The organism is Burkholderia sp. BCC1047, assembly GCF_902833155.1.
Classification (GTDB): Bacteria; Pseudomonadota; Gammaproteobacteria; order Burkholderiales; family Burkholderiaceae; genus Burkholderia; species Burkholderia sola.
This window is the reverse complement of the sequence record NZ_CADFEH010000004.1, coordinates 1-25,279: the sequence shown is the minus strand read 5'-3', so window position 1 is coordinate 25,279 and position 25,279 is coordinate 1. Positions and strand designations below refer to the sequence as shown.

Annotated in this window: 23 protein-coding genes; 7 read left to right on the top strand and 16 right to left on the bottom strand. The window is 62.2% G+C overall.

The annotated features are described in order from the left end of the window. The first annotated feature begins 2 nt into the window (after positions 1-2). A complete protein-coding gene (locus HWX55_RS06180) occupies positions 3-968 on the top strand; it encodes an AraC family transcriptional regulator (protein ID WP_175974784.1) in 966 nt (321 codons plus the stop codon). 574 nt (positions 969-1,542) lie between these two features. Next, complete coding sequence (locus HWX55_RS06175; protein ID WP_175974782.1) at positions 1,543-2,280, top strand: hypothetical protein; 738 nt, start codon at positions 1,543-1,545, stop codon at positions 2,278-2,280. A gap of 284 nt (positions 2,281-2,564) precedes the next feature. Here the strand turns inward: HWX55_RS06175 and gltA are convergent, their stop codons facing one another. From gltA to HWX55_RS06140, 7 genes are all read right to left on the bottom strand, one after another. Next, entirely contained in the window at positions 2,565-3,866 is a 1,302-nt protein-coding gene (gltA, locus tag HWX55_RS06170; RefSeq protein ID WP_050011289.1) for a citrate synthase, read from the bottom strand. Positions 3,867-3,932: 66 nt separating this feature from the next. Next, positions 3,933-4,205 carry a succinate dehydrogenase assembly factor 2 gene (locus HWX55_RS06165; protein ID WP_050011290.1) on the bottom strand — a complete coding sequence of 91 codons (273 nt, stop codon included), beginning with the start codon at positions 4,203-4,205 and terminating at the stop codon, positions 3,933-3,935. Positions 4,206-4,212: 7 nt separating this feature from the next. Next, the gene (locus tag HWX55_RS06160; protein ID WP_059237255.1) at positions 4,213-4,914 is read right to left on the bottom strand and encodes a succinate dehydrogenase iron-sulfur subunit; all 702 of its coding nucleotides are present in this window, start codon (positions 4,912-4,914) and stop codon (positions 4,213-4,215) included. Positions 4,915-4,935: 21 nt separating this feature from the next. Next, positions 4,936-6,711, bottom strand: coding sequence for a succinate dehydrogenase flavoprotein subunit (sdhA, locus tag HWX55_RS06155; RefSeq protein WP_050011292.1), 1,776 nt, complete (start codon positions 6,709-6,711; stop codon positions 4,936-4,938). 3 nt (positions 6,712-6,714) lie between these two features. Then, the gene (gene sdhD / locus HWX55_RS06150; RefSeq protein ID WP_006487767.1) at positions 6,715-7,083 is read right to left on the bottom strand and encodes a succinate dehydrogenase, hydrophobic membrane anchor protein; all 369 of its coding nucleotides are present in this window, start codon (positions 7,081-7,083) and stop codon (positions 6,715-6,717) included. Between the two features lie 4 nt (positions 7,084-7,087). Then, positions 7,088-7,504: a succinate dehydrogenase, cytochrome b556 subunit gene (sdhC, locus tag HWX55_RS06145; protein WP_175974780.1), complete on the bottom strand. Its 417-nt coding sequence runs from the start codon at positions 7,502-7,504 to the stop codon at positions 7,088-7,090. Between the two features lie 168 nt (positions 7,505-7,672). Next, positions 7,673-8,497 carry a GntR family transcriptional regulator gene (locus HWX55_RS06140; protein WP_006479356.1) on the bottom strand — a complete coding sequence of 275 codons (825 nt, stop codon included), beginning with the start codon at positions 8,495-8,497 and terminating at the stop codon, positions 7,673-7,675. A gap of 288 nt (positions 8,498-8,785) precedes the next feature. On the opposite strand from HWX55_RS06140, the gene HWX55_RS06135 reads away from it, so the two are divergent. The 5 genes from HWX55_RS06135 (at position 8,786) to acnA (ending at position 15,959) form a co-directional block, all read left to right on the top strand. After that, positions 8,786-9,772 (top strand): malate dehydrogenase, encoded by a 987-nt coding sequence (locus tag HWX55_RS06135; RefSeq protein ID WP_006479357.1) that lies wholly within the window; start codon positions 8,786-8,788, stop codon positions 9,770-9,772. Between the two features lie 185 nt (positions 9,773-9,957). Next, positions 9,958-10,965 carry an aldolase/citrate lyase family protein gene (locus HWX55_RS06130; RefSeq protein ID WP_175974778.1) on the top strand — a complete coding sequence of 336 codons (1,008 nt, stop codon included), beginning with the start codon at positions 9,958-9,960 and terminating at the stop codon, positions 10,963-10,965. Between the two features lie 230 nt (positions 10,966-11,195). Further along, entirely contained in the window at positions 11,196-11,711 is a 516-nt protein-coding gene (locus HWX55_RS06125; RefSeq protein ID WP_050011294.1) for a hypothetical protein, read from the top strand. 22 nt (positions 11,712-11,733) lie between these two features. Continuing rightward, positions 11,734-13,185, top strand: coding sequence for a bifunctional 2-methylcitrate dehydratase/aconitate hydratase (locus tag HWX55_RS06120; protein ID WP_175974777.1), 1,452 nt, complete (start codon positions 11,734-11,736; stop codon positions 13,183-13,185). Between the two features lie 56 nt (positions 13,186-13,241). Further along, positions 13,242-15,959, top strand: coding sequence for an aconitate hydratase AcnA (acnA, locus tag HWX55_RS06115; protein ID WP_175974775.1), 2,718 nt, complete (start codon positions 13,242-13,244; stop codon positions 15,957-15,959). Positions 15,960-16,064: 105 nt separating this feature from the next. Here the strand turns inward: acnA and HWX55_RS06110 are convergent, their stop codons facing one another. The 9 genes from HWX55_RS06110 to HWX55_RS06070 form a co-directional block, all read right to left on the bottom strand. Continuing rightward, positions 16,065-16,496, bottom strand: coding sequence for a DUF1801 domain-containing protein (locus HWX55_RS06110; protein ID WP_175974773.1), 432 nt, complete (start codon positions 16,494-16,496; stop codon positions 16,065-16,067). Further along, the gene (locus HWX55_RS06105; protein ID WP_175974771.1) at positions 16,493-16,924 is read right to left on the bottom strand and encodes an SRPBCC domain-containing protein; all 432 of its coding nucleotides are present in this window, start codon (positions 16,922-16,924) and stop codon (positions 16,493-16,495) included. Before HWX55_RS06105 ends, HWX55_RS06110 begins: the two co-directional genes overlap by 4 nt. Further along, positions 16,921-17,244 (bottom strand): metalloregulator ArsR/SmtB family transcription factor, encoded by a 324-nt coding sequence (locus HWX55_RS06100; protein ID WP_175974769.1) that lies wholly within the window; start codon positions 17,242-17,244, stop codon positions 16,921-16,923. The genes HWX55_RS06105 and HWX55_RS06100 overlap by 4 nt, the downstream gene beginning before the upstream one ends. A 215-nt stretch (positions 17,245-17,459) precedes the next feature. Beyond that, a complete protein-coding gene (locus HWX55_RS06095; RefSeq protein ID WP_175974768.1) occupies positions 17,460-18,872 on the bottom strand; it encodes a hypothetical protein in 1,413 nt (470 codons plus the stop codon). Beyond that, positions 18,869-19,126, bottom strand: coding sequence for a PAAR domain-containing protein (locus HWX55_RS06090; protein WP_175974766.1), 258 nt, complete (start codon positions 19,124-19,126; stop codon positions 18,869-18,871). Before HWX55_RS06090 ends, HWX55_RS06095 begins: the two co-directional genes overlap by 4 nt. 22 nt (positions 19,127-19,148) lie before the next feature. Continuing rightward, positions 19,149-19,880, bottom strand: coding sequence for a hypothetical protein (locus tag HWX55_RS06085; RefSeq protein ID WP_175974764.1), 732 nt, complete (start codon positions 19,878-19,880; stop codon positions 19,149-19,151). Between the two features lie 172 nt (positions 19,881-20,052). Next, positions 20,053-20,763, bottom strand: coding sequence for a hypothetical protein (locus tag HWX55_RS06080; RefSeq protein ID WP_244140500.1), 711 nt, complete (start codon positions 20,761-20,763; stop codon positions 20,053-20,055). Further along, positions 20,763-22,703, bottom strand: coding sequence for a DUF3274 domain-containing protein (locus tag HWX55_RS06075; protein ID WP_175974760.1), 1,941 nt, complete (start codon positions 22,701-22,703; stop codon positions 20,763-20,765). The genes HWX55_RS06080 and HWX55_RS06075 overlap by 1 nt, the downstream gene beginning before the upstream one ends. A 3-nt stretch (positions 22,704-22,706) precedes the next feature. Further along, positions 22,707-25,136 carry a type VI secretion system Vgr family protein gene (locus tag HWX55_RS06070; RefSeq protein WP_175974758.1) on the bottom strand — a complete coding sequence of 810 codons (2,430 nt, stop codon included), beginning with the start codon at positions 25,134-25,136 and terminating at the stop codon, positions 22,707-22,709. Positions 25,137-25,279: the final 143 nt, after the last annotated feature.

The window sequence follows — 25,279 nt, the reverse complement described above, 5'->3', positions numbered from 1 at the left end:
CGATGAAACCGCAATACGAGCATGTGACGTTCGCGTCCGGCTGTTCGATCCGCGTGTATCACCGTCAGCTCGCGCGCATTCCGTTCGAGTGGCATCGCCATCCCGAGTACGAACTGACGCTGACGCTCAACAGCCGCGGCCAGCGCTTCATCGGCGATCACGTCGCGCGCTACGCGGATGACGATCTCGTGCTCGTGCCGCCGAACCTGCCGCATACGTGGTCGTCGAACGCGCGCATCGATCGCGGCGCGCCCGAGGTCGCGCTCGTCGTCTGGTTCGACGGGGACTGGGTACGGCGGCTGGCCGACTGCTGCCCCGAATACGCGCCGCTGCGCTCGCTGCTGCGGCGCGCGGCGCCGGGCCTGCGCTTCGACGTGGAGACGGCCCGTGCGATGCGCGCGCGGCTGCCGCGGTTGCTCGATCCGTCGCCGCGCGTACGGCTCGCGGCCACGCTCGACACGCTTGCCGATCTCGCGGAAGCCGGCGGCGAACCGCTCGCCACCGCGCAGGCCTACGATCGCCCCGACGCAGCCACGTCCTCGGTCGACTCCACCGCACCCGGCGCCGAACGCCTCGATCGCGTGCTCGACGCGATCGACCGGCAGTTCCACGAACCGCTGCGCATCGACGCGCTCGCGGCCGTCGCGCACCTGTCCGAACGCACGCTGCAGCGGCTGTTCGCGCGTCATCTCGGCGAAAGCGTCGGCCGCTACGTGCAACGGCTGCGGCTCGCGCACGCGTGCCGCCATCTCGTCGGCACCGACTGGCCGATCGCGACGGTCGCCGCGCGCTGCGGCATTGCGAATGCCGCGAACTTCAACCGCCAGTTCCTCGCCGCGCACGGCATGACGCCCGGCGCGTACCGGCAGTTCTTCAAGCAGCACGGCCACGCGCCCGACGACGATGCGCCCGCGCTCGACACGCGGCCGCCGTCGCTGGAGCGCCGTGCCGGATCGCGTATGGCCTGATCGGCACCGCACGCCTGAACGGCCTCGATCCCGACGAGTGCGAGCCAAATGGCGCCCGCACCTTCGATTCGACTTCGCGCGCGATCAGCGCGCATCTGCTGCCAGAGGTTCTGCTCGCGCCGGCCGAACTCGTCGCGCAGGCGGAAGAATGCCTTCACAGGCGCAATCTTTAGTTGCACTCCTCCCGGTCAATTACCGCTTCCGGATTGAAGCGTTCTCCGGTTCGCGTTTCATGCTTTTATTGCGCGTGAGTGAGGCTTCCGGGTCGCCGTACATCATTAATATCGGCACTACACCTTGTGTTAACCGGAGAAACCACATGACGAGCAGCAACAACTTGTCTCGAGTTACGTACGGCAACAGCGCTTACACGACTGATTTTCATGAACCGTACCCAGCGCCCGGCTCGGGGGCAGGGTCGGGGACTGGGCCCGCCTCTCACACGCAGCCGCCTATCCATGGGATGCCGCCGGCATTCAACGGGCGTCCATCTTCCGCGCCAACGACGACTAATCCCGCGTTTGCCGGCACCTATAGCAGCGTAAGGCGACACGGTATCCTTTCTCAAGACCAGATGCGAGATCAGCACATTGCATTTAATCAATCACACGACGGTCAAGTGGCGCGGAGCGATATCGACGTTACCCGGATACACGGTAGCTCGGATCCTCAACAGAGGGCGCGCGCCGCGCGCATGGCTGTGGAAAACTCTGCGCATGGGGCGCTGTCCGTCGCGCTCGAGCGCCATGGATACGGCCCACTGGATACTGAAACACGCGCGCCCTCGACGGAAGAGCTGCTTCGCTCGTTGAGTCCCGAACAACGTAAAGACTTTGAGGCAGCGAAGGAGTACGGTATGACGCCTGAGCAGATTCTCGGGATGATGGCGAGGGATCAACGAACAACAAGTTTGTCACCGCAGGGGCAATCGCAGGCCTACCATCGGATGCAGAATACTTTCATGGTGACAGCGCACGCCAGTGCCCCAGCGGCATATGCAACTCCGTACGAAGACACCCGTCGCAGTATTCCGCCGTCAGAGTTTCGTGGCGTTTACGTCCCGCAATCGCATGCGCACACCGCTCGTCAAGTTGATCGGGAATTAGCCGCGCGTCAGCCGGTATATCCGCAGGCCGTCGCCGTGCCGGATCGGCCCGGAATGAACCCATATTATCAGGCGCCAAATGGTAGCCAGCATCAGGTCCATGGTGTTCAGGCTCCTGACTATTACAATGCCCTTAGAGCCCAGCTCAGTTCCGAAGCCGACTATGACGCGCACATCGTAAAGACCGGCATTCGGCGCGAATGGTAAGAACGCCTTTAGCCAATCGGCAACGAACGTTGGGAGCGTAAAGCATGACCTTGACATCCTCCCTGCCCGAAGGCAGCGGAGGATGTCAATCCCATTGCACATCCGATGGGAATCAGATTGCCCGTGTTGCACGCTCATGAACGGACGGTGTGCATCGAGCGCTTACCTCGCGCCAGCGTCGGCCGCACAAATGAAAACACCCCGGCGGGATGACCCACCGGGGTGTCGTGGCATTGCGATTGCCGGACGCGAGCGGCCTGACGGCCGTTCGCGCCGCGCACGGTTCAACGTGCGTTGAGCGGCTTCGCTTCGCGCGGCGTGTCGCCGATGAACAGCTGACGCGGACGGCCGATCTTCTGCTCCGGATCCGCAATCATTTCGTTCCACTGCGCGATCCAGCCGACCGTACGTGCCATCGCGAAGATACACGTGAACATCGACGTCGGGATGCCCAGCGCGCGCTGAACGATACCCGAGTAGAAGTCGACGTTCGGGTACAGCTTGCGCGACACGAAGTATTCGTCTTCCAGCGCGATCTTCTCGAGCTGCATCGCGAGCTTGAACAGCGGGTCGTCGTGCAGGCCCAGTTCGTTCAGCACTTCGTAGCAGGTTTCGCGCATCAGCTTCGCACGCGGGTCGTAGTTCTTGTACACGCGGTGACCGAAGCCCATCAGCTTCACGCCCGAATTCTTGTCCTTCACCTGCTTGATGAATTCGGGGATGTTGTCCGGCGAACCGATCTGCTCGAGCATGTTCAGCGCGGCTTCGTTCGCACCACCGTGCGCCGGGCCCCACAGACACGCGATACCGGCGGCGATACACGCGAACGGGTTCGCGCCCGACGAGCCGGCCAGGCGGACCGTCGACGTCGATGCGTTCTGCTCGTGATCGGCGTGCAGGATCAGGATGCGGTCGAGTGCGCGGACCAGCACGTCGTTGACCTTGTACTCTTCGCACGGGTTCGAGAACATCATGTGCATGAAGTTCGCGCTGTACGACAGTTCGTTCTTCGGATAGACGAACGGCTGGCCGATGCTGAACTTGTACGCCATCGCGACGAGCGTCGGCAGCTTCGCGATCATGCGGATCGCCGACACTTCGCGGTGACGCGGGTCGTTGATGTCGAGCGAGTCGTGATAGAACGCCGACAGCGCGCCGACGGCCGCGACCAGCACCGCCATCGGGTGCGCGTCGCGACGGAAGCCGCGGAAGAAGAAGTGCATCTGCTCGTGCACCATCGTGTGCTTCGTGACGGTGTCGACGAACTCCTTCTTCTGCGCCGCGTTCGGCAGTTCGCCCTTCAGCAGCAGGTAGCAGCTTTCGAGGAAGTCGGCGTTTTGCGCGAGGTTGTCGATCGGGTAACCGCGATACAGCAGCTCGCCCTTGTCGCCGTCGATGTACGTGATCGCCGAATTACAAGCTGCCGTCGACATGAAGCCCGGGTCGTACGTGAACTTGCCGGTCTGGCCGTACAGCTTGCGGATGTCGATTACGTCCGGGCCCATCGTGCCCTTGTAGATCGGCATTTCGACGCTCGGCGAGTTGTCGCTGAACGATAGCGTGGCTTTAACATCAGACGGAGTCATGGCACATCCTCAATCGAAATAAAGAAACGGGATTCGATAACGGGCACAACGCGTTACACCTCGGCGTTACACGTTGCGCAGCATCTCCAACAGCCGGTGAATCTCCGGGCTGTCTAGGTCGCCCTCTGGTTCCTTGCGCGCGAGGAGCAAGTCCATCAGGTCGTTGTCGCTCAGATCGAGCAGGCGCGACAACGCGCCTACGTCTGCATCGGTGAGGTCATGCTCGTATCGGCTGAAGAAACGCTCGAATACGATGTCGTTCTCCAGCAGACCCCGCCGCGCGCGCCAGCGCAGGCGCGCGCGGCGGTGAGGGTCGGATTGATGCGAATCGTCGCTCATCTCGACTTTAAACCGCGCGGCGAACCATCAGTTCCTTGATCTTGCCGATCGCCTTCGTCGGGTTCAGGCCCTTCGGGCAAACGTCGACGCAGTTCATGATCGTGTGGCAACGGAACAGACGGTACGGGTCTTCCAGATTGTCGAGGCGCTCGCCGGTGGCGGTGTCGCGGCTGTCCGCGATGAAGCGGTAAGCCTGCAGCAGGCCGGCCGGGCCGACGAACTTGTCCGGGTTCCACCAGAAGCTCGGGCACGACGTCGAGCAGCTCGCGCACAGAATGCACTCGTACACGCCGTCGAGCTCGTCGCGCTCTTCCGGCGACTGGAGGCGTTCCTTCTCCGGCGGCGGCGCGTCGTTGATCAGGTACGGCTTGATCGAGTGGTACTGGTTGAAGAAGTGCGTCATGTCGACGATCAGGTCGCGCACGACGGGCAGGCCCGGCAGCGGACGCAGCACGATCTTCTGCGGCAGGTCGTTCAGGTTCGTCAGGCACGCGAGACCGTTCTTGCCGTTGATGTTCATCGCGTCCGAACCGCACACGCCTTCGCGGCACGAACGGCGGAACGACAGCGTCTCGTCCAGTGCCTTCAGCTTGACCAGCGCGTCGAGCAGCATGCGCTCATGCTGGATATCGAGCTCGTACGTCTGCATGCGCGGCGCTGCGTCCTTGTCCGGATCGTAGCGGTAGACTTCAAAAATGCGTTTTGCCATTTCGGATTCCTTTGACTCGGCTTAGAACGTGCGCGGCTTCGGCGGCACGGATTCGACCGTCAGCGGCTTCATTTGAACCGGCTTGTAGTCGAGGCGATCGCCTTCGCTGTACCACAGCGTGTGGCGCAGCCAGTTGTCGTCGTCGCGGTGTTCGTAGTCGCTGTGCGCGTGCGCGCCGCGGCTTTCCTTGCGCGCTTCCGCCGACACCATCGTCGCGCGGGCCACTTCGATCAGGTTCTCCAGCTCGAGCGCTTCGACGCGCGCGGTGTTGAACACCTTCGACTTGTCCTTCAGGTGGATGTTTTCCACGCGCGCCTTCAGGCCGGCCATCTGGTCCACGCCTTCCTTCAGCAGCGCCGACGTGCGGAACACGCCTGCGTGCTTCTGCATCGTTGCGCGGATGTCGTTCGCGACGTCCTGCGTGTACTCGCCCGAGCTCGACGTGTCGAGCTTGTTCAGGCGCGCCAGCGAGAACTCACCCGCATCGGCCGGCAGCGGCTTGTGTTCCTTCTGGTTCTTCACGTGCTGAACGATGTGGTTGCCGGCCGCACGGCCGAACACCACGAGATCCAGCAGCGAGTTCGTGCCGAGACGGTTCGCACCGTGCACCGACACGCACGAGCATTCGCCCACTGCGTAGAAGCCGTTGATCGGTTCCTTGTGATCGCGCGACGTGCCGACGACCTGACCGTGGATGTTGGTCGGGATGCCGCCCATCTGGTAGTGGATCGTCGGGACGACCGGGATCGGTTCCTTGATCGCGTCGACGTTCGCGAACTTCAGCGCGATTTCGCGGATCGACGGCAGACGCTTCATGATCGTCTCGGCGCCGATGTGCGACAGGTCGAGCAGCACGTGATCCTTGTTCGGACCGACGCCGCGACCTTCCTTGATTTCCTGGTCCATCGAACGCGACACGAAATCGCGCGGCGCCAGATCCTTCAGCGTCGGCGCGTAGCGCTCCATGAAGCGCTCGCCGTTCGCGTTGCGCAGGATACCGCCTTCGCCGCGCACGCCTTCGGTGATCAGCACGCCCGCGCCGGCGACGCCGGTCGGGTGGAACTGCCAGAACTCCATGTCCTGCAGCGCGACGCCCGAGCGGGCTGCCATGCCGAGGCCGTCGCCGGTGTTGATGAACGCGTTCGTCGACGCCGCGAAGATCCGGCCTGCGCCGCCCGTCGCGAACAGCGTCGTCTTGCCTTCCATGATGTAGACGTCGCCCGTCTCCATCTCGAGGGCCGTCACGCCGAGCACGTCGCCGTCCGCGTCGCGGATCAGGTCGAGCGCCATCCATTCGACGAAGAACTGCGTCTTCGCCTCGACGTTCTGCTGGTACAGCGTGTGCAGCAGCGCGTGACCGGTACGGTCGGCGGCCGCGCAAGCGCGCTGGACCGGCTTCTCGCCGTAGTTCGCGGTGTGGCCGCCGAACGGGCGCTGGTAGATCGTGCCGTCCGCGTTGCGGTCGAACGGCATGCCGAAGTGTTCGAGTTCGTACACGACGTTCGGCGCTTCACGGCACATGAACTCGATCGCGTCCTGGTCGCCGAGCCAGTCCGAGCCCTTGATCGTGTCGTAGAAGTGGAAGTGCCAGTTGTCTTCGCTCATGTTGCCGAGCGACGCGCCGATCCCGCCTTGCGCGGCCACCGTGTGCGAACGCGTCGGGAACACCTTCGACAGCACGCCGACCGACAGGCCCGCGCGCGACAGTTGCAGCGCTGCGCGCAAGCCGGAGCCGCCTGCGCCGACGATCACGACGTCGAACTTGCGGCGCGGGAGGGAAGTTTTGATTGCAGCCATTCTTTACACTCTCCAGAGAATCTGCGCGGCGTAGCCCGCACATGCGAGCAGCCAGACGATGGTCAGCGATTGCAGCAGCAGGCGCACACCGACGGGCTTCACGTAGTCCATCCAGATGTCGCGCACGCCGACCCATGCGTGGTAGAAGAGGGAAAGCAGCATCACGAAGGTCGCGAGCTTCATCCATTGCGCGGCGAAGATCGATGCCCAGCCTTCGTACGAAAAATCGTGCGCGCCGAAGAACAGGACGAGCAGAATGACCGTGTAGACCGCCATGATCGTGGCGGTGACGCGCTGCGCGAGCCAGTCACGCAGGCCGTAGTGAGCGCCGACGACGAGGCGCTTCGAGCCGATTCGGTTGTTGGCTGCCATTTTCTTAGAATGCTCCGAACAGTTTGAGTGCCATGGCGATCGTCAGCGCGATCGAGATGACAAAGACGACGACGGCCGTCCGCTTGCCGCCTTCCTTCGTGACGGCGTCGTGGTTGACGTCCATCAGCAGGTGGCGAATGCCGGCGCAGAAATGGTGGAAGAAGGCCCACGACAACGCGAGGACGATCAGCTTGACGACGATGTTGGAGAGGAAAGCCTTGAAGACTTCGAAGCTGAGCTCGGAGGTGAGGCTCTGGTCGAAGAGGAACAGCAGGAACGGCAGGAACAGGAACAGCAGCGCGCCGCTGATACGATGGAGAATCGACAATATCGCCGCCAGGGGCATGCGATATTTCAACGTGATGTCGCCGATTCCGATGTTCCGGTATTCCGGCCTCGGCTTTCTTACTGCGTCAGTCATGCTAGACCCCTACTATGTTGTCACACTAATCCGCGATTTTAGCGCCTTTTTATATCGCGCTGCAGCGAAAGTCTGCTCTGGATCATTGCGCGAACACGAACAAAGGCGGCCCGAAACGTGCTTCGCGAGCGTGGGAAACGCGAATGCACGCGGCTGAACCGAACGTCGTCAGCTCAAGTCATTCTGATAGTAGTACCCGGTTGTGACATACCAGCCGCGACGCACTTCCACCGGCCGGTCCCCATACGTATAGGACACGCGCTCGACCGACAGCAGCGGGAAGCCCGCCGGCACGTGCAGCAGGTCGGCCACCGCCGGATCCGCCGCGACCGCGCGGATCTTCTCCGTCGCGCGGATCATCCGCGTCCCGAACTCCGTCTCGAACATCGCGTAGAGCGGCCCCTTGTACTCGCTCAGCCGCTCGAACGTCAGCCCGCGGAACATCGCGCCCGGCAGCCAGATCTCGTCGAGCACCGTCACTTCGCTGTCGAATTCCAGCAGGCGGCGCACCTGCACGACCGGATCGGCGGGCTTCAGGTCGAGCTGCCGCGCGATCTCGGCCGGCGCGCGCAGGCGCCGGCATTCGAGCAGGCGGCTCACGTGCGGGTGCTCGGCGCCGTCGTCGGCCAGCAGACGCAGAAAGCGGAATTGCGCGCGATCTTCGTTGTGCGTTGCAACAAAAGTGCCCTTGCCCTGCCGCCGGACCACGAGGTTTTCGGCGGCCAGCTCGTCGATCGCCTTGCGCACGGTGCCCTGGCTGACCTTGTAGCGGGCCGCGAGCTCTACTTCGCTGGGAATGATCTCGCCCGGCTTCCATTCGCCGGATTCGAGACTTTGCGTGATCAATGACTTGATCTGCTGGTATAACGGGCTGAACGTCGGCGACGCGGACGCCGCGGGCGAGGCTGCGGGATCGCCCGCGCCCGGCTGCCCTGGGCCGCCTGCGCCGGTTTGATTCGCGGTGTTCGCCTGGTTCGATGTCATGGCGCGCATTTCATCACAAACCGCACTTTTTCGTCCACTCAATTTCCGCAAAACATCTGTCTTATATAAGACATATGATACCGTTTGACTTTGCGCGTGACGGCTCCTACACTCCCGGTCGAGCAAGGGTTCGCGGGTGCAACAGCGCGTCCCCGGCTACGTGCCACGGCCGTCTCCAGGTTCACCGCGTCTGCCATCGCGAGTCCTCCGCCCTGCTTCAATGCAACGCTACGCACAACGCGCATAGAATGGCGTTTTCGCTCGCGTCCAACGCTTCACCCGTCCTGGAGATTTTCAATGGCTAAGCCCGCAAAGCGCGTTGCCGTCACCGGCGCCGCAGGTCAAATCGCTTACTCCCTGCTGTTCCGCATCGCGAACGGCGACCTGCTCGGCAAGGACCAGCCGGTCATCCTGCAACTGCTCGACCTCCCGCAAGCCCAAGGCGCCGTCAAGGGCGTCGTGATGGAACTCGACGATTGCGCGTTCCCGCTGCTCGCAGGCGTCGTGATCACCGACGATCCGAAGGTCGCATTCAAGGATGCAGACGTCGCGCTGCTGGTCGGTGCGCGTCCGCGCTCGAAGGGCATGGAGCGCAAGGACCTGCTGTCGGCGAACGCCGAAATCTTCACGGTTCAGGGCGCCGCGCTGAACGAAGTCGCGAGCCGCGACGTGAAGGTGCTGGTCGTCGGCAACCCGGCGAACACGAACGCGTACATCGCGATGAAGTCGGCGCCGGATCTGCCGAAGAAGAACTTCACGGCCATGCTGCGCCTCGACCACAACCGCGCGCTGTCGCAGCTCGCCGCGAAGTCGGGCAAGCCGGTCGCGTCGATCGAGAAGCTCGCCGTGTGGGGCAACCACTCGCCGACGATGTACCCGGACTTCCGCTTCGCGACCGCCGAAGGCGAATCGCTGCTGAAGCTGATCAACGACGACGTGTGGAACCGCGACACGTTCATCCCGACCGTCGGCAAGCGCGGCGCGGCGATCATCGAAGCGCGCGGCCTGTCGTCGGCGGCGTCGGCAGCCAACGCGGCGATCGACCACGTGCGTGACTGGGTGCTCGGCACGAACGGCAAGTGGGTCACGATGGGCATCCCGTCGGACGGCTCGTACGGCATCCCCGAAGACATCATCTACGGCGTGCCGGTCACCTGCGAAAACGGCGAATACAAGCGCGTCGAAGGCCTGGAAATCGACGCGTTCTCGCGCGAGAAGATGGACGGCACGCTGGCCGAGCTGCTCGAAGAGCGCGATGGCGTCGCCCACCTGCTGAAGAACTAAGCATCACGCATCGTGCCGGGCGGCCTTCGCGGCGCCCGGCTTCGGCCCGGGCCGGCACGCCGCCGGCCCGGGCCGCCGATCCGATTCGCGCACGTTTTGCCGCCCCGCGCCGCGCCGCGCACCGGCCCAGAGCCTGCCCGAATCCGATTTCCGCCACGTTGACCCGCTTCCCTCACGTAGAAGAGATGGCTGCGCTCACTCCTGCACAAGTGCTGTACGACGGGGCGTCCCCGCCCGCGATCCTGCCCTGCTGCGATCACTACGCGGGCAGCGAGAAGCTGATGCGCAAGTCGCTCGCGCTGCAGGCCGAGCTGGGTCCCGTGTTCGACCTCACGCTCGACTGCGAGGACGGCGCGGCCGTCGGCCAGGAAGCCGCGCACGCGGCGCTCGTCGCCGACCTGCTCGGCAGCGCCGAGAACCGCTTCGGCCGCGTCGGCGTCCGCATCCACGACTTTTCCCACCCGCACTGGCGCGACGACGTGCGCATCGTGCTGCGTGCATCGCGCGCACCCGCCTACATCACGCTGCCGAAGATCGCGAGCGCCGCCGACGCGGCCGAAATGACCGCGTTCATCGAAGGCACGCGCCGCGAGGTCGGCATCGCGCAGCCGATCCCGGCCGACGTGCTGATCGAGACGCACGGCGCGCTCGCGCAGGCGGCCGCCCTCGCCGCGCTGCCGACGGTCGGCACGCTGAGCTTCGGGCTGATGGATTTCGTCTCCGCGCACCACGGCGCGATTCCCGATTCCGCGATGCGCTCGCCCGGCCAGTTCGATCACCCGCTCGTACGCCGCGCGAAGCTGGAAATCGCCGCGGCCTGTCACGCGCACGGCAAGACGCCGTCGCACAACGTGACCACGGAAGTGCGCGACATGAGCGTCGTCGCCGGCGACGCCCGCCGCGCGCGCGACGAATTCGCGTTCACGCGGATGTGGAGCATCCACCCGGCGCAGATCCGCCCGATCGTCGACGCGTTCGCGCCGCGCGCCGACGAAGTCACGCTGGCCGCCGAGATCCTGCTGGCCGCGCAGGCCGCCGACTGGGGCCCGACGCGCCACGGCGATACGCTGCACGATCGCGCGAGTTATCGGTATTACTGGTCGGTGCTGCGCCGTGCGCGGGCCACCGGCCAGCCCGTCCCGGCCGAGGCTGCGCCGCTGTTCGGCCCGGCCGCCGCGGGCGTCGCGCCGTGAGCGCGCGCCGCCCGTCGATACACGCGTTTCATGCATTCGACGTTTCGCCCACCGGACAGACGTTTGCGAAACGACAAAAAACGTAACGGAGCCCGAAAACCTGATATACGCGCGGCCAAATAGGTGAAAATAGCGGCCGCTGCGCGCTTTCGGGGCGCGTGCAGTTTCAAACCGGCCGGCAGTTTCGATTGCCGGCCCTTGTCAACTGATTATCGAAAGGTTCTGACTCCATGAAGAAACTCCTGATCGCTACCGCCATCGGCGCCTTGTCCGCCACGATGCTGGTGTCGGCTCCGAGCGCGTTTGCCCAGGGTACGGCCACCACGACCGCGAAGAAGGCCACGGCCAAGCGCCCGGCGCCGGCCAAGCGCATCATCCCGCGCAGCAAGAAGGCGCAGGCACGCGCGGCCGCCAAGGTCGATCCGGTACCGGACGGCGCGGTCAAGTGGTCCTGTAAGGAAGGTCTGTCGTTCGACCTCGCCGGCGACATGAAGCGCGACCAGGTCGTCACGGTTCACTGGGCGAAGAAGAACTACAAGCTGCCGCGTCAAGCCACGACGACGGGCGCCGACACGTTCTACGATCCGGCCGCAGGCTTCAAGCTGGTCGTGATCCCGACCAAGGCGATGCTGTTCTCCGACGCCAACGGCGGCGAGCGCCTCGCGGACGAATGCGTGACGCCGGAAATGGCGCAAGGCACGGCAGCACCGACGCAGTCGAACGAGCTGAAGCCGGCAACGAACTAAGCGCGTTCCCTCCGGCCCCTCGATGTCCGCCCCGGTCTCCAACGTCCGCCCCGCGCCGGATTCGGTACTCGTCGACATCGTCGACTACGTGCTGAACCCCGGCATCGACAGCGCGCTCGCGCTGGAGACGGCGCGTCATTGCCTGATCGACACGCTCGGATGCGGACTCGAGGCGCTGTCCTACCCTGCCTGCACCAAGCTGCTCGGCCCCGTCGTGCCCGGCACGATCGTGCCGAACGGCGCGAAGGTGCCCGGCACGTCCTTCCAGCTCGATCCCGTCCAGGCCGCGTTCGACATCGGCGCGATGATCCGCTGGCTGGACTTCAACGACACCTGGCTCGCCGCCGAATGGGGTCATCCGTCCGACAACCTCGGCGGGATCCTGGCGACGGCCGACTGGCTCTCCCGCACGGCCCGCGCGGCCGGCCGCAAGCCGCTCGCGATGCGCGACGTGCTGGTCGCGATGACCCAGGCCCACGAGATCCAGGGCTGCCTCGCCCTCGAGAATTCATTCAACGCGGTCGGGCTCGACCATGTGCTGCTCGTGAAGGTCGCGTCGACGGCCGTCGTCGGGCGCCTCCTCGGGCTCACGCGCGACGAGCTGATCAACGCGGTGTCCAACGCATTCATTGACGGCCACGCGCTGCGGACCTACCGCCATGCGCCGAACACCGGTTCGCGCAAATCCTGGGCGGCCGGCGACGCGACGTCCCGCGCGGTGCGCCTCGCGCTGATCGCGAAAACGGGTGAAATGGGCTATCCGTCGGCGCTCACCGCCAAGACGTGGGGCTTCTACGACGTGCTGTTCGACGGCAAGCCGTTCCGCTTCCAGCGCCCGTACGGCACGTACGTGATGGAAAACGTGCTGTTCAAGATCGCGTTCCCCGCCGAATTCCATGCGCAGACGGCCGCCGAGGCCGCGCTGCAGCTGCACGCGCAACTCGCTGCCGCGGGCCGCACGACCGACGACATCCGCCGGATCACGATCCGCACCCACGCGGCCGCGCTCCGCATCATCGACAAGCAGGGCCCGCTCGCCAATCCGGCCGACCGCGACCACTGCATCCAGTACATGGTCGCCGTGCCGCTGCTGTTCGGCCGGCTGACCGCGGCCGACTACGAAGACGCGGCCGCGGCGGACCCGCGCATCGACGCGCTGCGCGCGAAAACCGTGTGCGTCGAGGATCCGCAGTTCACGCAGGATTACCACGATCCGGACAAGCGATCGATCGCGAATGCGCTGACGGTCGAGTTCACGGACGGATCGAAGCTTGCCGAAGTGGCGGTCGAGTATCCGCTCGGCCATCGGCGGCGCCGTGCCGAAGGCGTCCCGCTCCTGGTCGAGAAATTCCGGACCAACCTTGCCCGCCGTTTCCCGGCCAAGCAGCAACAAGCGATTCTCGACGTGTCGCTGGACCAGGCAAAGCTCGAAGCGATGCCGGTCGATGAGTACGTCGATCTGTACGTGATATAGCCGTCAGTCATTTACAGGACTCTTTGTTTCCTAGCCTTAAACCCAGGAAAATCACCATGGCCCACAATCTCCACAAGACCCTCAAGGAATTCGACAGCGGTTCCGGCAAAGGCAAGTTCTACTCGCTGCCGCAGCTCGGCAAGGAACTGAAGACGAAGATCGAACGCCTGCCGGTGTCGATCCGCATCGTGCTCGAGTCCGTGCTGCGCAACTACGACGGCAAGAAAATCACCGAGGAGCACATCGAGCAGCTCGCGAACTGGAAGCCGACCGCGAAGCGCGTCGACGAGATTCCGTTCGTCGTGTCGCGCGTCGTGCTGCAGGATTTCACGGGCGTGCCGCTGCTCGCCGACATCGCGGCCATGCGCGGCGTCGCCGAGCGCACGGGCAAGAACCCGAAGAAGATCGAGCCGCTGGTCCCGGTCGATCTCGTCGTCGACCACTCGGTCCAGATCGACTACTTCCGCCAGAAGGACGCGCTCGACCTGAACATGAAGCTGGAATTCCAGCGCAACAACGAGCGCTATCAGTTCATGAAGTGGGGCATGCAGGCGTTCGACACGTTCAAGGTCGTGCCGCCGGGCGTGGGCATCGTCCACCAGGTGAACCTCGAGTATCTGGCGCGCGGCGTCCACAAGAAGACCGACGGCGCCGACACCGTGTACTACCCGGACACCCTCGTCGGCACGGACAGCCACACGACGATGATCAACGGCATCGGCGTGGTCGGCTGGGGCGTGGGCGGCATCGAGGCGGAAGCCGGCATGCTCGGCCAGCCGGTGTACTTCCTGACGCCGGACGTCGTCGGCGTCGAGTTGAAGGGCAAGCTGCGCGAAGGCGTGACGGCCACCGACCTGGTGCTGACGATCACCGAAATGCTGCGCAAGGAGAAGGTCGTCGGCAAGTTCGTCGAATTCTTCGGCGAAGGCACGCGCTCGCTGTCGCTGCCGGACCGCGCGACGATCGGTAACATGGCGCCGGAATACGGCGCGACGATGGGCTTCTTCCCGGTCGACGAAAAGACGATCGACTACTTCGAAGGCACGGGCCGCACGAAGGCCGAAATCGCCGCGTTCGAAAACTACTTCAAGGCGCAGAACCTGTTCGGCATCCCGAACGCCGGCGACATCGACTACACGAAGGTCGTGACGCTGGATCTGACGACGGTCGCGCCGTCGCTGGCCGGCCCGAAGCGCCCGCAGGACCGCATCGAGATCGGCCACGTCAAGTCGACGTTCACCGACCTGTTCTCGAAGCCGGTCGCGGAAAACGGCTTCGCGAAGAAGGCGGAGGACCTGGGCACGCAGTACACGACGAGCAACGGCGTCGACGTGAAGAACGGCGACATCCTGATCGCCGCGATCACGTCGTGCACGAACACGTCGAACCCGAGCGTGCTGCTGGCCGCCGGCCTGCTCGCGAAGAAGGCGGTCGAGGCCGGCCTCACGGTCGATCCGAAGATCAAGACCTCGCTCGCGCCGGGATCGCGCATCGTCACCGAGTACCTGACGAAGACGGGCCTGCTGCCCTACCTGTCGAAGCTCGGCTTCGAAGTCGCGGCGTACGGCTGCACGACCTGTATCGGCAACGCGGGCGACCTGACGCCGGAGCTGAACGAAGCGATCACGAAGAACGACATCGTCGCGGCGGCCGTGCTGTCGGGCAACCGTAACTTCGAAGCGCGTATCCACCCGAACATCCGCGCGAACTTCCTCGCGTCGCCGCCGCTCGTCGTCGCGTACGCGATCGCCGGCAACATCACGCGCGACCTGATGACCGAGCCGGTCGGCAAGGGCAAGGGCGGCCGCGACATCTACCTCGGCGACATCTGGCCGACGAGCGATGAAATCCACGCGCTGCTCAAGTTCGCGCTCGATCCGAAGAAGTTCGAGGACAACTACTCGAAGCTGACCAAGAAGGGCGACCTCTGGAGCAAGATCGAGGGTGAGACGGGCGAGGTCTACGACTGGCCGAAGTCGACGTACATCGCCGAGCCGCCGTTCTTCGGCAACGACTTCTCGATGGAGCCGGCCGCGTCGATCCCGACGGTCAAGGGCGCGCGCGCACTGGGCATCTTCGGCGATTCGGTCACGACCGACCACATCAGCCCGGCAGGCTCGATCAAGGAAGACTCGCCGGCAGGCAAGTGGCTGAAGGAAAACGGCGTGCAGAAGGCCGACTTCAACAGCTACGGCTCGCGCCGCGGCAACCACGACGTGATGATGCGCGGCACGTTCGCGAACGTCCGGATCAAGAACCTGATGATCCCGGCGAAGGCGGATGGCACGCGCGTCGAAGGCGGCCTGACGATCCACCAGCCGAGCGGCGAACAGCAGTCGATCTACGATGCGGCGATGCAGTACGTCGCCGCCGGCACGCCGACCGTCGTGTTCGCGGGCGAAGAGTACGGCACGGGCTCGTCGCGCGACTGGGCCGCGAAGGGCACGCAACTGCTCGGCGTGAAGGCCGTGATCGCTCGCAGCTTCGAGCGCATCCACCGCTCGAACCTGGTCGGCATGGGCGTGCTGCCGCTGCAGTTCAAGGGCGCGGACAGCGTGCAGTCGCTCGGCATCACCGGCGAAGAGACGTACGACATCGAAGGCCTCGGCGACGACTTCAAGCCGCAGCAGGACGTCACGCTCGTGATTCACCGCAAGAACGGCGAAACGCAGCGCGTGCCGGTGCTGCTGCGCATCGATACGCCGATCGAAGTCGACTACTACAAGCACGGCGGGATCCTGCCGTTCGTGCTGCGCTCGCTGCTCGCAGCGTAAGCGCGCGGCCGTTGCAGGTGCCGCAGCCGCCTCGCGGGCGGTTGCGGCCGATTTGGATGCCCGACCTCGTGTCGGGCTTTTTTTTCGCCTGCGCTTTGAACGGCCTTACGCCGCCTCGTCGCCGCGCGTCTTCGCGCCCGCCCGTCGCGCGTTCTTCTTCAGATGCGCGCGGTTGTATTCGATCGCCGCGCGCACGAGGTGCTTCAACGCCCGCTTGTCGATCTTGTCGCCTTCGAAAAAATCGATCGCGCGCCGCGCATTGCCTTCGAGGCCCGCATTGAACAACCCGTCGGGATCGGGCAGTTTCGCACCGTGCATGAACGTCAGCTTCACCTTGCCCTTGTGCGCGTTCGCGACCGCGATCATCCCGTCGCACGACCACACGGGGCTGCCCATCCACTTCCATTCCTCGACGATGCCTTCGTCGGCCGCAAGGATCGTCTGGCGGAGTTCGGCGAACGTCTTGCCGCGCCAGTCGGCAATGCCGGCGATCAGCGCGTCGATGCGCTCGGACGGTTGCAGCTCCGTTGCACTCATGCGGGGGCCTCCGTTTGCGTGTCGGGACGCGACAGCACCTGTTCGAGCGACTCGAAGAACCGTACCCAGCCGTGCTGCGCGCCGCGGTACGCCTGCTCCTGGTCGGGGCGGAAGCCGACCTGTTCCATGCGCAGGTGCGTGCCGGCCGGCGTCGGCGTGAGCGTCCACGTGACGACGCTTTCGAGGCCGTGGGCCGCCCACGTATAGGACAGCGTATGGTGCGGCTCGATCGCGACGACCGTGCAGTCGACCGAGCCCCAGTCCGCACGGAAGCTGAACGCACGGCCCGCGACGGGCTCGAAGTCGCTCTTCATCAGCCACGCCTCGAGCAGGTGCGGTTGCGTGAGCGCGCGCCAGATCTTCTCCGGCGGATGCGGCAGCTCGCGGTCGACGACGACGGAGCGCGTTTCGGTAGAGGCTTGGTTCATTGGTCCATCCTTTTGAGCAGATCTTCGAGGGCATCGAACCGGCGCTGCCAGAAGCTCGCCATCTGGCTCGTCCAGTCGATCAGCGGGGCCAGCGCCTGCGGCTGCGCGCTGTAGTGCGTCTGCCGGCCTTCGTGACGGTCGCTCACGAGCCCGGCCTGCTTCAGTACGCCCAGATGCTTCGATACCGCCGGCTGCGATACGCCCGCATGCGCCGTCAGCGCGGCAACCGTCAGCTCGCCCTCCGCGCAGAGCCGCTCGAACAGCGCGCGGCGCGTGGGATCGGCGAGTGTCCTGAAAAGCGTGTCCTGAGCGTTTTGCATGTCGTCCAAAATCCATAACCGGCTGGTTATGAATTGAAGGATAGCGGCTAGGCAGCGAGTGTCAAGGAGGAATTTTGCTGACGTCCACGATCGTGGCGACGGGGCCTGCGGCAAGGAAGATTGCGAGAAGTCTCCACACTACGCAGCCGGAATCCAGTCCTTTCTATTTCTTATTCAATCATCGCGTACAGTCCGACGCCACGCATCAAGCGCTCTCATGTTCGGGCTTCCATGTGTCGCAGTTGTCGGAAAAAGTCATCTTCCACCAGGTTACGCCTTAAAAACGAGCCGCCGAGTTGTATCAGAAACAGCAAGACGAACCCGCCTATACAGGCCCAAAACCAGCCTTGAGATGCGTTGAGGGCATTCAACGCAATCATCATCACGAGCAGGCAGCAACTCCCGCCCACGGTGACAGACAAGCTCAGCAGACGCGCATAGGCTGCATCGACGCGAGGCACAGGAACGAGCTCGGTTCCAACCAGGTTCAGCCGCACCTTTTGGGCGCTAACTGAAGCAATCAGTTGCGCGCCCTGGCCATGCGCGACCATCTGCGCCGCGAGCGCCTGAAGCAAGAGCGCATTTACCGGCCCCGGTTTGCCGATCGCGCGATCGACGTCGTGCACCGGCAGCTCCAGGCTTACGTCCTTGATGGCGCCCAGCGTTGCATGACGGCCCTGGGACGGTAGATCGCTCATCCAGGCGTGCCGGATTCGCCGGCGTGGCGTCTGCTCCGAGGACAGCAGCGTCTCCAGCCCGTCCACCACGGAATCGGATGGCATCGCGATCGGGCGGAATAATCGCGCCTGCGGCAAGACCGTTGCCTTGAGGCTCGCGGCTACACGCGGCGACGTAAGCAACATCGCCACAGCGGCCTCGGACCAGACCGGCTCGATGCGCTCCGCATGCAGTTGGCAGACCAGCAACAGCCGGAAATCGGACGTCCAGTCCTTGTCGAACCACGTGTCGATATTCGCCTCGTTCGCATCGAACGGCACCCACAAGAACTGCACGAGATTGGGTAGATTCAGTTTTTTCCAGACCGCTCGCAGTTCGGCCAGATCGTCCTTGTTGGCGGATTGCAGGATCACGTCGATCGCATGACCCGACGCATCATGACGCACGAGGCTGGCCGAGAACCGGCTCGTCAGTTGCTCCAGTACCACCGCAAGCCGCGATACGCCTGCCGAGCCTTCCGTTTGCGGCAAAGGCAGGATTTTGCCGGGGTTGATCGGCGCGCTGCCCTCCAGGCCAAGCAGACGTTCGCCCAACTCGGGCTCGGCCGTCAACGCGATGCTATCAACGATCATCACATGAGCTTGTGCCCATTGCCGCCATGCAGCCCGCTCGGCGCGGCACAGGAAATTCCACCAATCAACCCGCTCGATCCAATCCTCGTAGCCGGAATAGATCGCCGAGCATACGCAGCCCGATATCAGCAGCGGCAACAGGAACGCGCGCACGAAGAATGGTTCGGACATCACCGGTTTACCCTGCTCCCAGTTGAATACCGTGATGAGTATGCCGGCGGTCTGTATGACGACTACGGCAAGCACACACCACCAGATCGAGGGCGGCTTGCCGTACTGATACTCAGCGACACCTGGGAGGGCCCATGTTCTGCTCATACGATTTTCATCCCCGTGCTGCTGGCGATCACCTGGCTGCCGCACCGCGTTCGGCACATATGCACAGCCCATTTCCGGCCGCCTTCGCTGTAGCCCTCGGCACATTCAACGATCGCGTTGTCACCGTGCTCCGGACACGAGACGATGTCATGCAACAACGCGACCTTGCGGCCGTCGAGGTCGAACGTCGATGAAGCGGTCTTTACGATGCCGCCGTGTGTCGTCGCATCGCCCTGACATACTGGAAGTTTCATTATCAAATCCCACATTAAATATTTAATTTCTGTAAAGATCTGAGCACGGGTCGGGATTTTTTGCCTTACCTACCACCGGTATCCCATAAAAATTACCCGGATAGCTCTCACGATAATCATTCCAATATTTTTCGACGACGGATTTTGCCGCCCTTGATTCCGCCACCATCTCATCCGGATACCTGGAAGGATCATTCATACTCGCAATCTCGCGAGCTGCCAAACCGTCCCCGCCCTTATAGGCATCCACCAGCAATCTATATGCCTTTTCGGGATCTTCATCCACTACCCCATTGATACCAAATAAATAGACATGCATGGCGAGCAGATATTTTGCACGAGCCTCATTCATTTCAGATGCCCTCGTCAGCAAGACAATATCCTCTGAACTCGGCCTCCATGACTCCCCACCTTCCTTATATCTCCTGCATTCAAAATATGTCAAAGCCGGCGGGTATTCGCCCTTCATCGCCGCTGCCAAATATTTTCCCGCCTCACCCTCAATTTCACTCGCCTCTGATACTGATTTTTCCGCCCCGCACATATCACCATTATAATTAACGAAATTAAAATTAGATTTCCTCAAATAAACTTGATGATAAAGAATTCGACTCATATTAAGCTGACTGGCCGGGTCTCCAGCATCCGCCCTTTGACGATAAGCCTCACAATCAACCGCCAATCTCTTTCTATTTTCCTCTTGATAAAACTTTATCTCCGCAGAACGCTTTCTAGACTCCTTTTTCGACTCCACTGCGCCATCGATAAGCATTGGAACAGGGGCTAGCACCACCCCATAGGGAGTCGGAAGAGGAACGCAACCAGCGAAATGGAAAATATCAATGTAAAATAAATGCAGCCAAGAGTATTGTTTTTCATACTTAAATATACTTTCTGCGCGCCTTGACCTGAACGTTCAGGATGTCCTAAGGTAACAATGACGCATCCGGGTTAGTCGGCTTGATCGATGTGTCGCAGATAACGCGGTCCTGACCGGACGGCGTATGAAACTGTGAGAACACGCCAGGCCGCTTTGATGCGGCAAAACTCTCGCCTCTAATACCAGGCGGATAGGGTCTGCTCAAGTCGATTCCCGGCACCATCGGAGACACAACGACGTAGGCATCGTCGTCTCCCCATTTTTTTGCGATATAGAGTTTGTCTTTGGTTACGAACACCGAGTAGTTTTTCGAGTCCTCGAACGGATCAAAACTGTGCTGCATATAGACCATTGCGGCAAAACTCCTCCCGCTGTCTGTCGAATACAGCAATCCAACATCAACGCCATGATCCGATGTTCCGAGATGCGGTGGCGCACCAGACGGAAAGGCTATATTTCGCCCAGCCGGATCTGAATTAATCACTCTACCTTTATAATTTTCAATACTTGCCCTACCCAAGCCTGTTTTTATACCAGCACGTGTATCATTGTAATAGGCTTGGCCATAATTGCAGTCTCGATAGTTCTCGAGCGTAACAAAGCGATGATCATCGATTCGATAGATGATTTGGAGTGGTGAATCATAAGGCAGCACCTTCGCGTTCAGGAAATCACCCAATGAAAATACCTGCCTCTGCTGCCCCGCACATCCTTGCATCAGGACTAGCAGCACAACGATAACAATCGAGCATCTCATCACGCTCCTCCCTTCCATTGCTGTTGCCGTAGTTGTTCGGCTTCCGACTTACTTTGTTCCTCGGACACCGTGTTCCAATCGATATAGGCAGGTTTGACAATGCTTTGGGGAGCGCCAAATTCAAAATAATCGTCATAGCCCTGCGTCCAGTCAGCAAACTTCATCAGGCGTGTCCAGAACGCTGGCCTCTCATACGCATCACAAAAGCCAATCGGCAAATCGTAGGCCACCACCCGGCGCATAAACGCCTGATGCTGCGGCAACGTACTGTGATTGGTTGGTTCGGCGCGATAGGTGTCAAGTCGTTGCAGCATTTCGTCCTGGGTCTCAAGCCGAGTTGCGCGTCTCGAACTATAAATATTCTCAGTAGTAACAGTGTGCTGCGGCTGAAAAATCGAGCGCATGTACCGGTAGTCTGGATCAGCGTATTGCCCTTGACTCGGATCGATTGGATTCTTGACCCATTCACCCATCTCCGGCGCGATCAGACGTGATACATCGAAGTACTTCATTTCTTCTTCCGTGACTGGATTCGGCACCTGCTCTGCGTTAATCGTCACCGTTTTATCAGGATGAGGTACCGTCCACAGCTTCACGAGGGGCGTAAAGATGTTCCGATTGCCATTCCAAAAATCGGTCGACTTCGCTCCTGGCACAAGCTTGTCATCAGGAATCGGCGGCAACGTCCCGAACTTCTTCTCGCCAGGTGCGTCGCCCACCGGCGTACCGCGCGCCAGCATGCGCTGCTTCACGGTATCACCCAACTCACGAAGCAGTTTGTCGTCCACCCCCTGCCAGCCGATGCTTTGCAGCGGCACGGCCCCCATCACACGATCATGCGGCGTGAAGTACACGTAAAGACGGCCATGATTGTCACGCTCATGCACACCAGACTTGCGCTGGTTGTCGGGTCGCCAGAAATCCATTTCCTCTGACGCCCCGCACTGAAGCTGCATCATTCGCTCCTCGTCCATCTCGCGCTTGTCCTGCTTGATCCGATTGGCAATATTCCGGAAGGTGTTGACACGCGCCTCGGGAGTGGGACGCTCATCACCGCAGGCCAGGGCATCCGTAATCTTGTCATCAAGGGCATACGGCGAGTTCATCACGAACACAGCATCGGGCGCGCGTGTCTTACATAGGGCGGTCGCCGCCAGCGCGATCATCGTCCCCTGGCTATGCGACATCACTGACACCGTATCGCGCCGACACTCGTTGCGAATCTGATCAATCAGATCGGCCAGTCGTTGAGCCGCGTGCGCGTAATACGTGCGCGGAGGGGCATCCTGCAATTGGCGATCAGCTTCTGTATTCAACGACTCCATGTCGAACTTAAGCACATGACGTCTGAATCCCTCGTAGCTCCACAATTGCTGCAAGTTGTTGGTGCCATTCTGGAAAGGGCCACCGCCCCAATACCACGGACCGTTCTCGTTCGCGCAAGCGGGTGCCCACATATCGAAGCCGCGCGGATTGCGCATCGGGATGCGCCAGTTACGCTCCGTCCCAGGGGCTGCACTGTAGCCCCAATAGAACCGGATAACGGGAGAATAGCCGGTCGCCATAGGATCGAGCTGGCGAGGAATGGGCTTCTTCGTATCAGGGTCGATAGAGATGTAATTGTTAGCTTTCAGCTTCGTGCCTTCAGGCCGATTTAACCGATCATTAAGGCCATCATACAACGCCTGTTCCGCCGCGTCATACCACTCCCCCGTAGAATTCACACCATGCACAAAGATGATGACGCCCGGCATGTGCGGCGGGATTCGACACTCGGCCCGCACCTGAAAACTGCTCGGCGTGTGATAAGACTCCCAATACGGTTGCCCAAGATGGTCGCGCTTCATCGGCACGATGCGCGTTGCGGTGTCATGTTGATAGCGCTGCACCGCATCGTCATCGCCGCCCGTACCATCTGGCTGGTTTGACTGGTCGGTCATGAATCAGGCTTCCTTATTGTTCTGAAGCAGCAGCTTGAGCCCTCGCGCAACGTCCTCCCGGCTCAACGAGGTCTCCCCCTTACCGTTGGTGACCCCCTCGATAATCTGCCCGCTAGCCAACTGAATCTTGTACGGCCGGTTCACAATTGGTCGGCCGGTGATGTCATCGCTGAGAATGAAGCGCTCATCGTTCGCGATATCGGTCTGGCTGAATTTCGGCAGCGGCAGCGACAGCGCACCCGGTCCTTCCTTCTGGATTTCGATGATCTTGAGGATCAGGCAACCGGCCCCGCCGATCTCGACGTTATCGCCCTGTACCTTGATGTATGCCGTGCCGCCGCCGCCGAGCACCACCCCGTTAGCGGCATTGACGGTTGTAGTACCGTCGGCACTGGTGATTCGCATGTCTTTCTGCGCCACCATCTCCATTGCATCCGACTGCGCCTGGATTTGAACCTTGCCACGCGCGGCATAGAGCTTGATGCCGAACTTGTGCGCAAACAGCGACAGCACCTCGCCTGCCGCAATAGCAACATTCCGAAGCGCATTCACGTTGAATCGCGACGACGTACCGACGCTCACGTCCTTGCCCGCCGACACCATCACCCGATCCGGCGTCGCCAGGCCAATGCCGTTCGGTGCGGACAACGCGATCACGGCCGTCTTAAGGCTAGCGAGTTCGTCCTTCAGCCACGCGTTCTCGGCCTTCAGGTCCGCGATCTCCGCATGCGCGACGGCTGCGGCGTTGGTCAATCCCTGAGCCTGTGCCTGCGTCAATGCAAACTGGTTCGTCATCGGCCGCGTGTCGGACGACTGTCCAATCGCCTTCTCCTGCCTGTCGGACGACACCAGCAGGCCGCCACCCGCACGGACGTGCCCCCGATCGTCGGTACGCAGTTCGAAGCCCTCGCCGCGCAGTCGCTGGTCCCGGTCCACCGTATAGCCGAGATTGAGCTGCGTCTTGCCGTGCTCGGTCGCGACCTTGATGTGTTCCTGGCCCTCCCGGTCATCCAACTCGACGGTGTTGTTCGAGCGCGTGCGGATCGTATTGCGCGTGCCCCAGGGGACACCTGCGACGATCGGATCCGTGTGTTGGGCGGTGTGCAGCACATGGCTGATGAACGGCAGATCCACGCAGCCCCACAGGAAGCTCACGCCGACCACCGTCCCTTCGACAAGGCCGAAGTGAAATCCGGTCTGGTTCGGCCCCGCGAACGGCTTTGCCAGCCGCATTGGACAGCTTTGCAGACCGGGCGCCCGCGTGTCTCGATCCAGATGGAGATCCACGATGTATTCGCCCCGACCATCCAGATAAGGATCTCTCCAGCCTCCCGACGAAGCGATCGTCCCGGTTATGACACCGTCGATCCGTGGCCACGTTTCTTCCATCAGCGGCATTCGATACTGGCGATCGGACGGAATCGCGTCGAATTCCACGTGATACGCACTCTTCCGGCTCGCTCCGCACGTCGCCCGCACTACAAGCAGGCCATGCTTCGCATCAGACAACGTCCGGTTGGACAGTTTCAGCACCGAACCGGGCGTGAGGTCCAGCATGTCGCACTCGCCACGATATGCGACCTGTCCGGTCAGCGCTGCCTCGCAACGCAATTGCGCTTCCTCCTTCGCCTCGTCCTCGCTCTGATTCGGCATCCCCCAGGTATACGCTTCACCATACGCGGTGCGGTCGTCGCGGATGGGGCTAACCGCCTCGATCGGATCCGAGACTGCCGTTTCGGTGTTGAACGTGCGTACGATGTAAGTCGCCGGCAACGTCATCGTGTGCATCTCGAGCGCGCTGACCGACTCGACACCTCCCGCCTCCAGGCCGCTGTGCGGCCGATACGCAACCGTCAGATGCTCGGGATCGCGGCGGTAGTGCGCATAGTCGTCTCCGAAGCGCACCTGCTCGCAATGCTTGCCTTCCTCGCACACGAACCAGATGCCAGAGCGTCGGCACAAGCGCGTAATGAACGCCAGATCGTCCTCGCCCCATTGCATCACGAAGTTGCGCTTGCGATAGGTGCGATGCAGCTGGAATTCAAAGCGCGCGAAGATCTGGTTGAATTCATGCTCCCGCAGAATCTGCTCGATGATCTCGGGAATGGTTTTGTCCAGAAAGAACCGGCATTTGGGCGAATTGCGCAACAACGCCAGACGCGATTCCAGCACAATCTCGTACAACGATTGGTCGCGGTTGGTCGCCTTGAGTGCGAAGCCCGTCACCACGCCTTGCACGCGGCGTGCGCTTTCAGGCTGGCTCCACTGATCACGCGGCGGCGGCTGGATCACAAACGCACCGATTCGGTTCAGGAATTCAGCGCGTGACAGGTCATGGCGAGGGTGCGTGAACCGGATCGTGTACTTCGTCGGCTCTCCGATTCCGCGTGCCCCATCGAACTCGTAGACGTCCGCTAGCGCGGCGGCAGGCATGCCCTTGAGATCAAGGCTATAGAACTGTTGATTTGCACGGAATCCTGACCCACCCTACGCAGTAATTTGCATCGAATATTGACCCACGTAGAACACTGACCTGCTCGGCAACGGGCAGGGGAACGGAGTGATCGACGTGGCTA

Excerpts from the sequence above, each read along its gene's own strand:
- HWX55_RS06180 (WP_175974784.1), top strand. The coding sequence starts at position 3 with ATGAAACCGCAATACGAGCATGTGACGTTCGCGTCCGGCTGTTCGATC.
- HWX55_RS06120 (WP_175974777.1), top strand. The coding sequence starts at position 11,734 with ATGTCCGCCCCGGTCTCCAACGTCCGCCCCGCGCCGGATTCGGTACTC.
- HWX55_RS06090 (WP_175974766.1), bottom strand. The coding sequence starts at position 19,126 with ATGAAACTTCCAGTATGTCAGGGCGATGCGACGACACACGGCGGCATC.
- gltA (WP_050011289.1), bottom strand. The coding sequence starts at position 3,866 with ATGACTCCGTCTGATGTTAAAGCCACGCTATCGTTCAGCGACAACTCG.
- HWX55_RS06165 (WP_050011290.1), bottom strand. The coding sequence starts at position 4,205 with ATGAGCGACGATTCGCATCAATCCGACCCTCACCGCCGCGCGCGCCTG.
- sdhD (WP_006487767.1), bottom strand. The coding sequence starts at position 7,083 with ATGGCAGCCAACAACCGAATCGGCTCGAAGCGCCTCGTCGTCGGCGCT.
- HWX55_RS06160 (WP_059237255.1), bottom strand. The coding sequence starts at position 4,914 with ATGGCAAAACGCATTTTTGAAGTCTACCGCTACGATCCGGACAAGGAC.
- HWX55_RS06135 (WP_006479357.1), top strand. The coding sequence starts at position 8,786 with ATGGCTAAGCCCGCAAAGCGCGTTGCCGTCACCGGCGCCGCAGGTCAA.
- HWX55_RS06100 (WP_175974769.1), bottom strand. The coding sequence starts at position 17,244 with ATGCAAAACGCTCAGGACACGCTTTTCAGGACACTCGCCGATCCCACG.
- HWX55_RS06070 (WP_175974758.1), bottom strand. The coding sequence starts at position 25,136 with ATGCCTGCCGCCGCGCTAGCGGACGTCTACGAGTTCGATGGGGCACGC.
- acnA (WP_175974775.1), top strand. The coding sequence starts at position 13,242 with ATGGCCCACAATCTCCACAAGACCCTCAAGGAATTCGACAGCGGTTCC.
- HWX55_RS06140 (WP_006479356.1), bottom strand. The coding sequence starts at position 8,497 with ATGCGCGCCATGACATCGAACCAGGCGAACACCGCGAATCAAACCGGC.
- HWX55_RS06080 (WP_244140500.1), bottom strand. The coding sequence starts at position 20,763 with ATGAGATGCTCGATTGTTATCGTTGTGCTGCTAGTCCTGATGCAAGGA.
- HWX55_RS06075 (WP_175974760.1), bottom strand. The coding sequence starts at position 22,703 with ATGACCGACCAGTCAAACCAGCCAGATGGTACGGGCGGCGATGACGAT.
- sdhC (WP_175974780.1), bottom strand. The coding sequence starts at position 7,504 with ATGACTGACGCAGTAAGAAAGCCGAGGCCGGAATACCGGAACATCGGA.
- HWX55_RS06105 (WP_175974771.1), bottom strand. The coding sequence starts at position 16,924 with ATGAACCAAGCCTCTACCGAAACGCGCTCCGTCGTCGTCGACCGCGAG.
- sdhA (WP_050011292.1), bottom strand. The coding sequence starts at position 6,711 with ATGGCTGCAATCAAAACTTCCCTCCCGCGCCGCAAGTTCGACGTCGTG.
- HWX55_RS06095 (WP_175974768.1), bottom strand. The coding sequence starts at position 18,872 with ATGAGCAGAACATGGGCCCTCCCAGGTGTCGCTGAGTATCAGTACGGC.
- HWX55_RS06110 (WP_175974773.1), bottom strand. The coding sequence starts at position 16,496 with ATGAGTGCAACGGAGCTGCAACCGTCCGAGCGCATCGACGCGCTGATC.
- HWX55_RS06125 (WP_050011294.1), top strand. The coding sequence starts at position 11,196 with ATGAAGAAACTCCTGATCGCTACCGCCATCGGCGCCTTGTCCGCCACG.
- HWX55_RS06175 (WP_175974782.1), top strand. The coding sequence starts at position 1,543 with ATGCGAGATCAGCACATTGCATTTAATCAATCACACGACGGTCAAGTG.
- HWX55_RS06130 (WP_175974778.1), top strand. The coding sequence starts at position 9,958 with ATGGCTGCGCTCACTCCTGCACAAGTGCTGTACGACGGGGCGTCCCCG.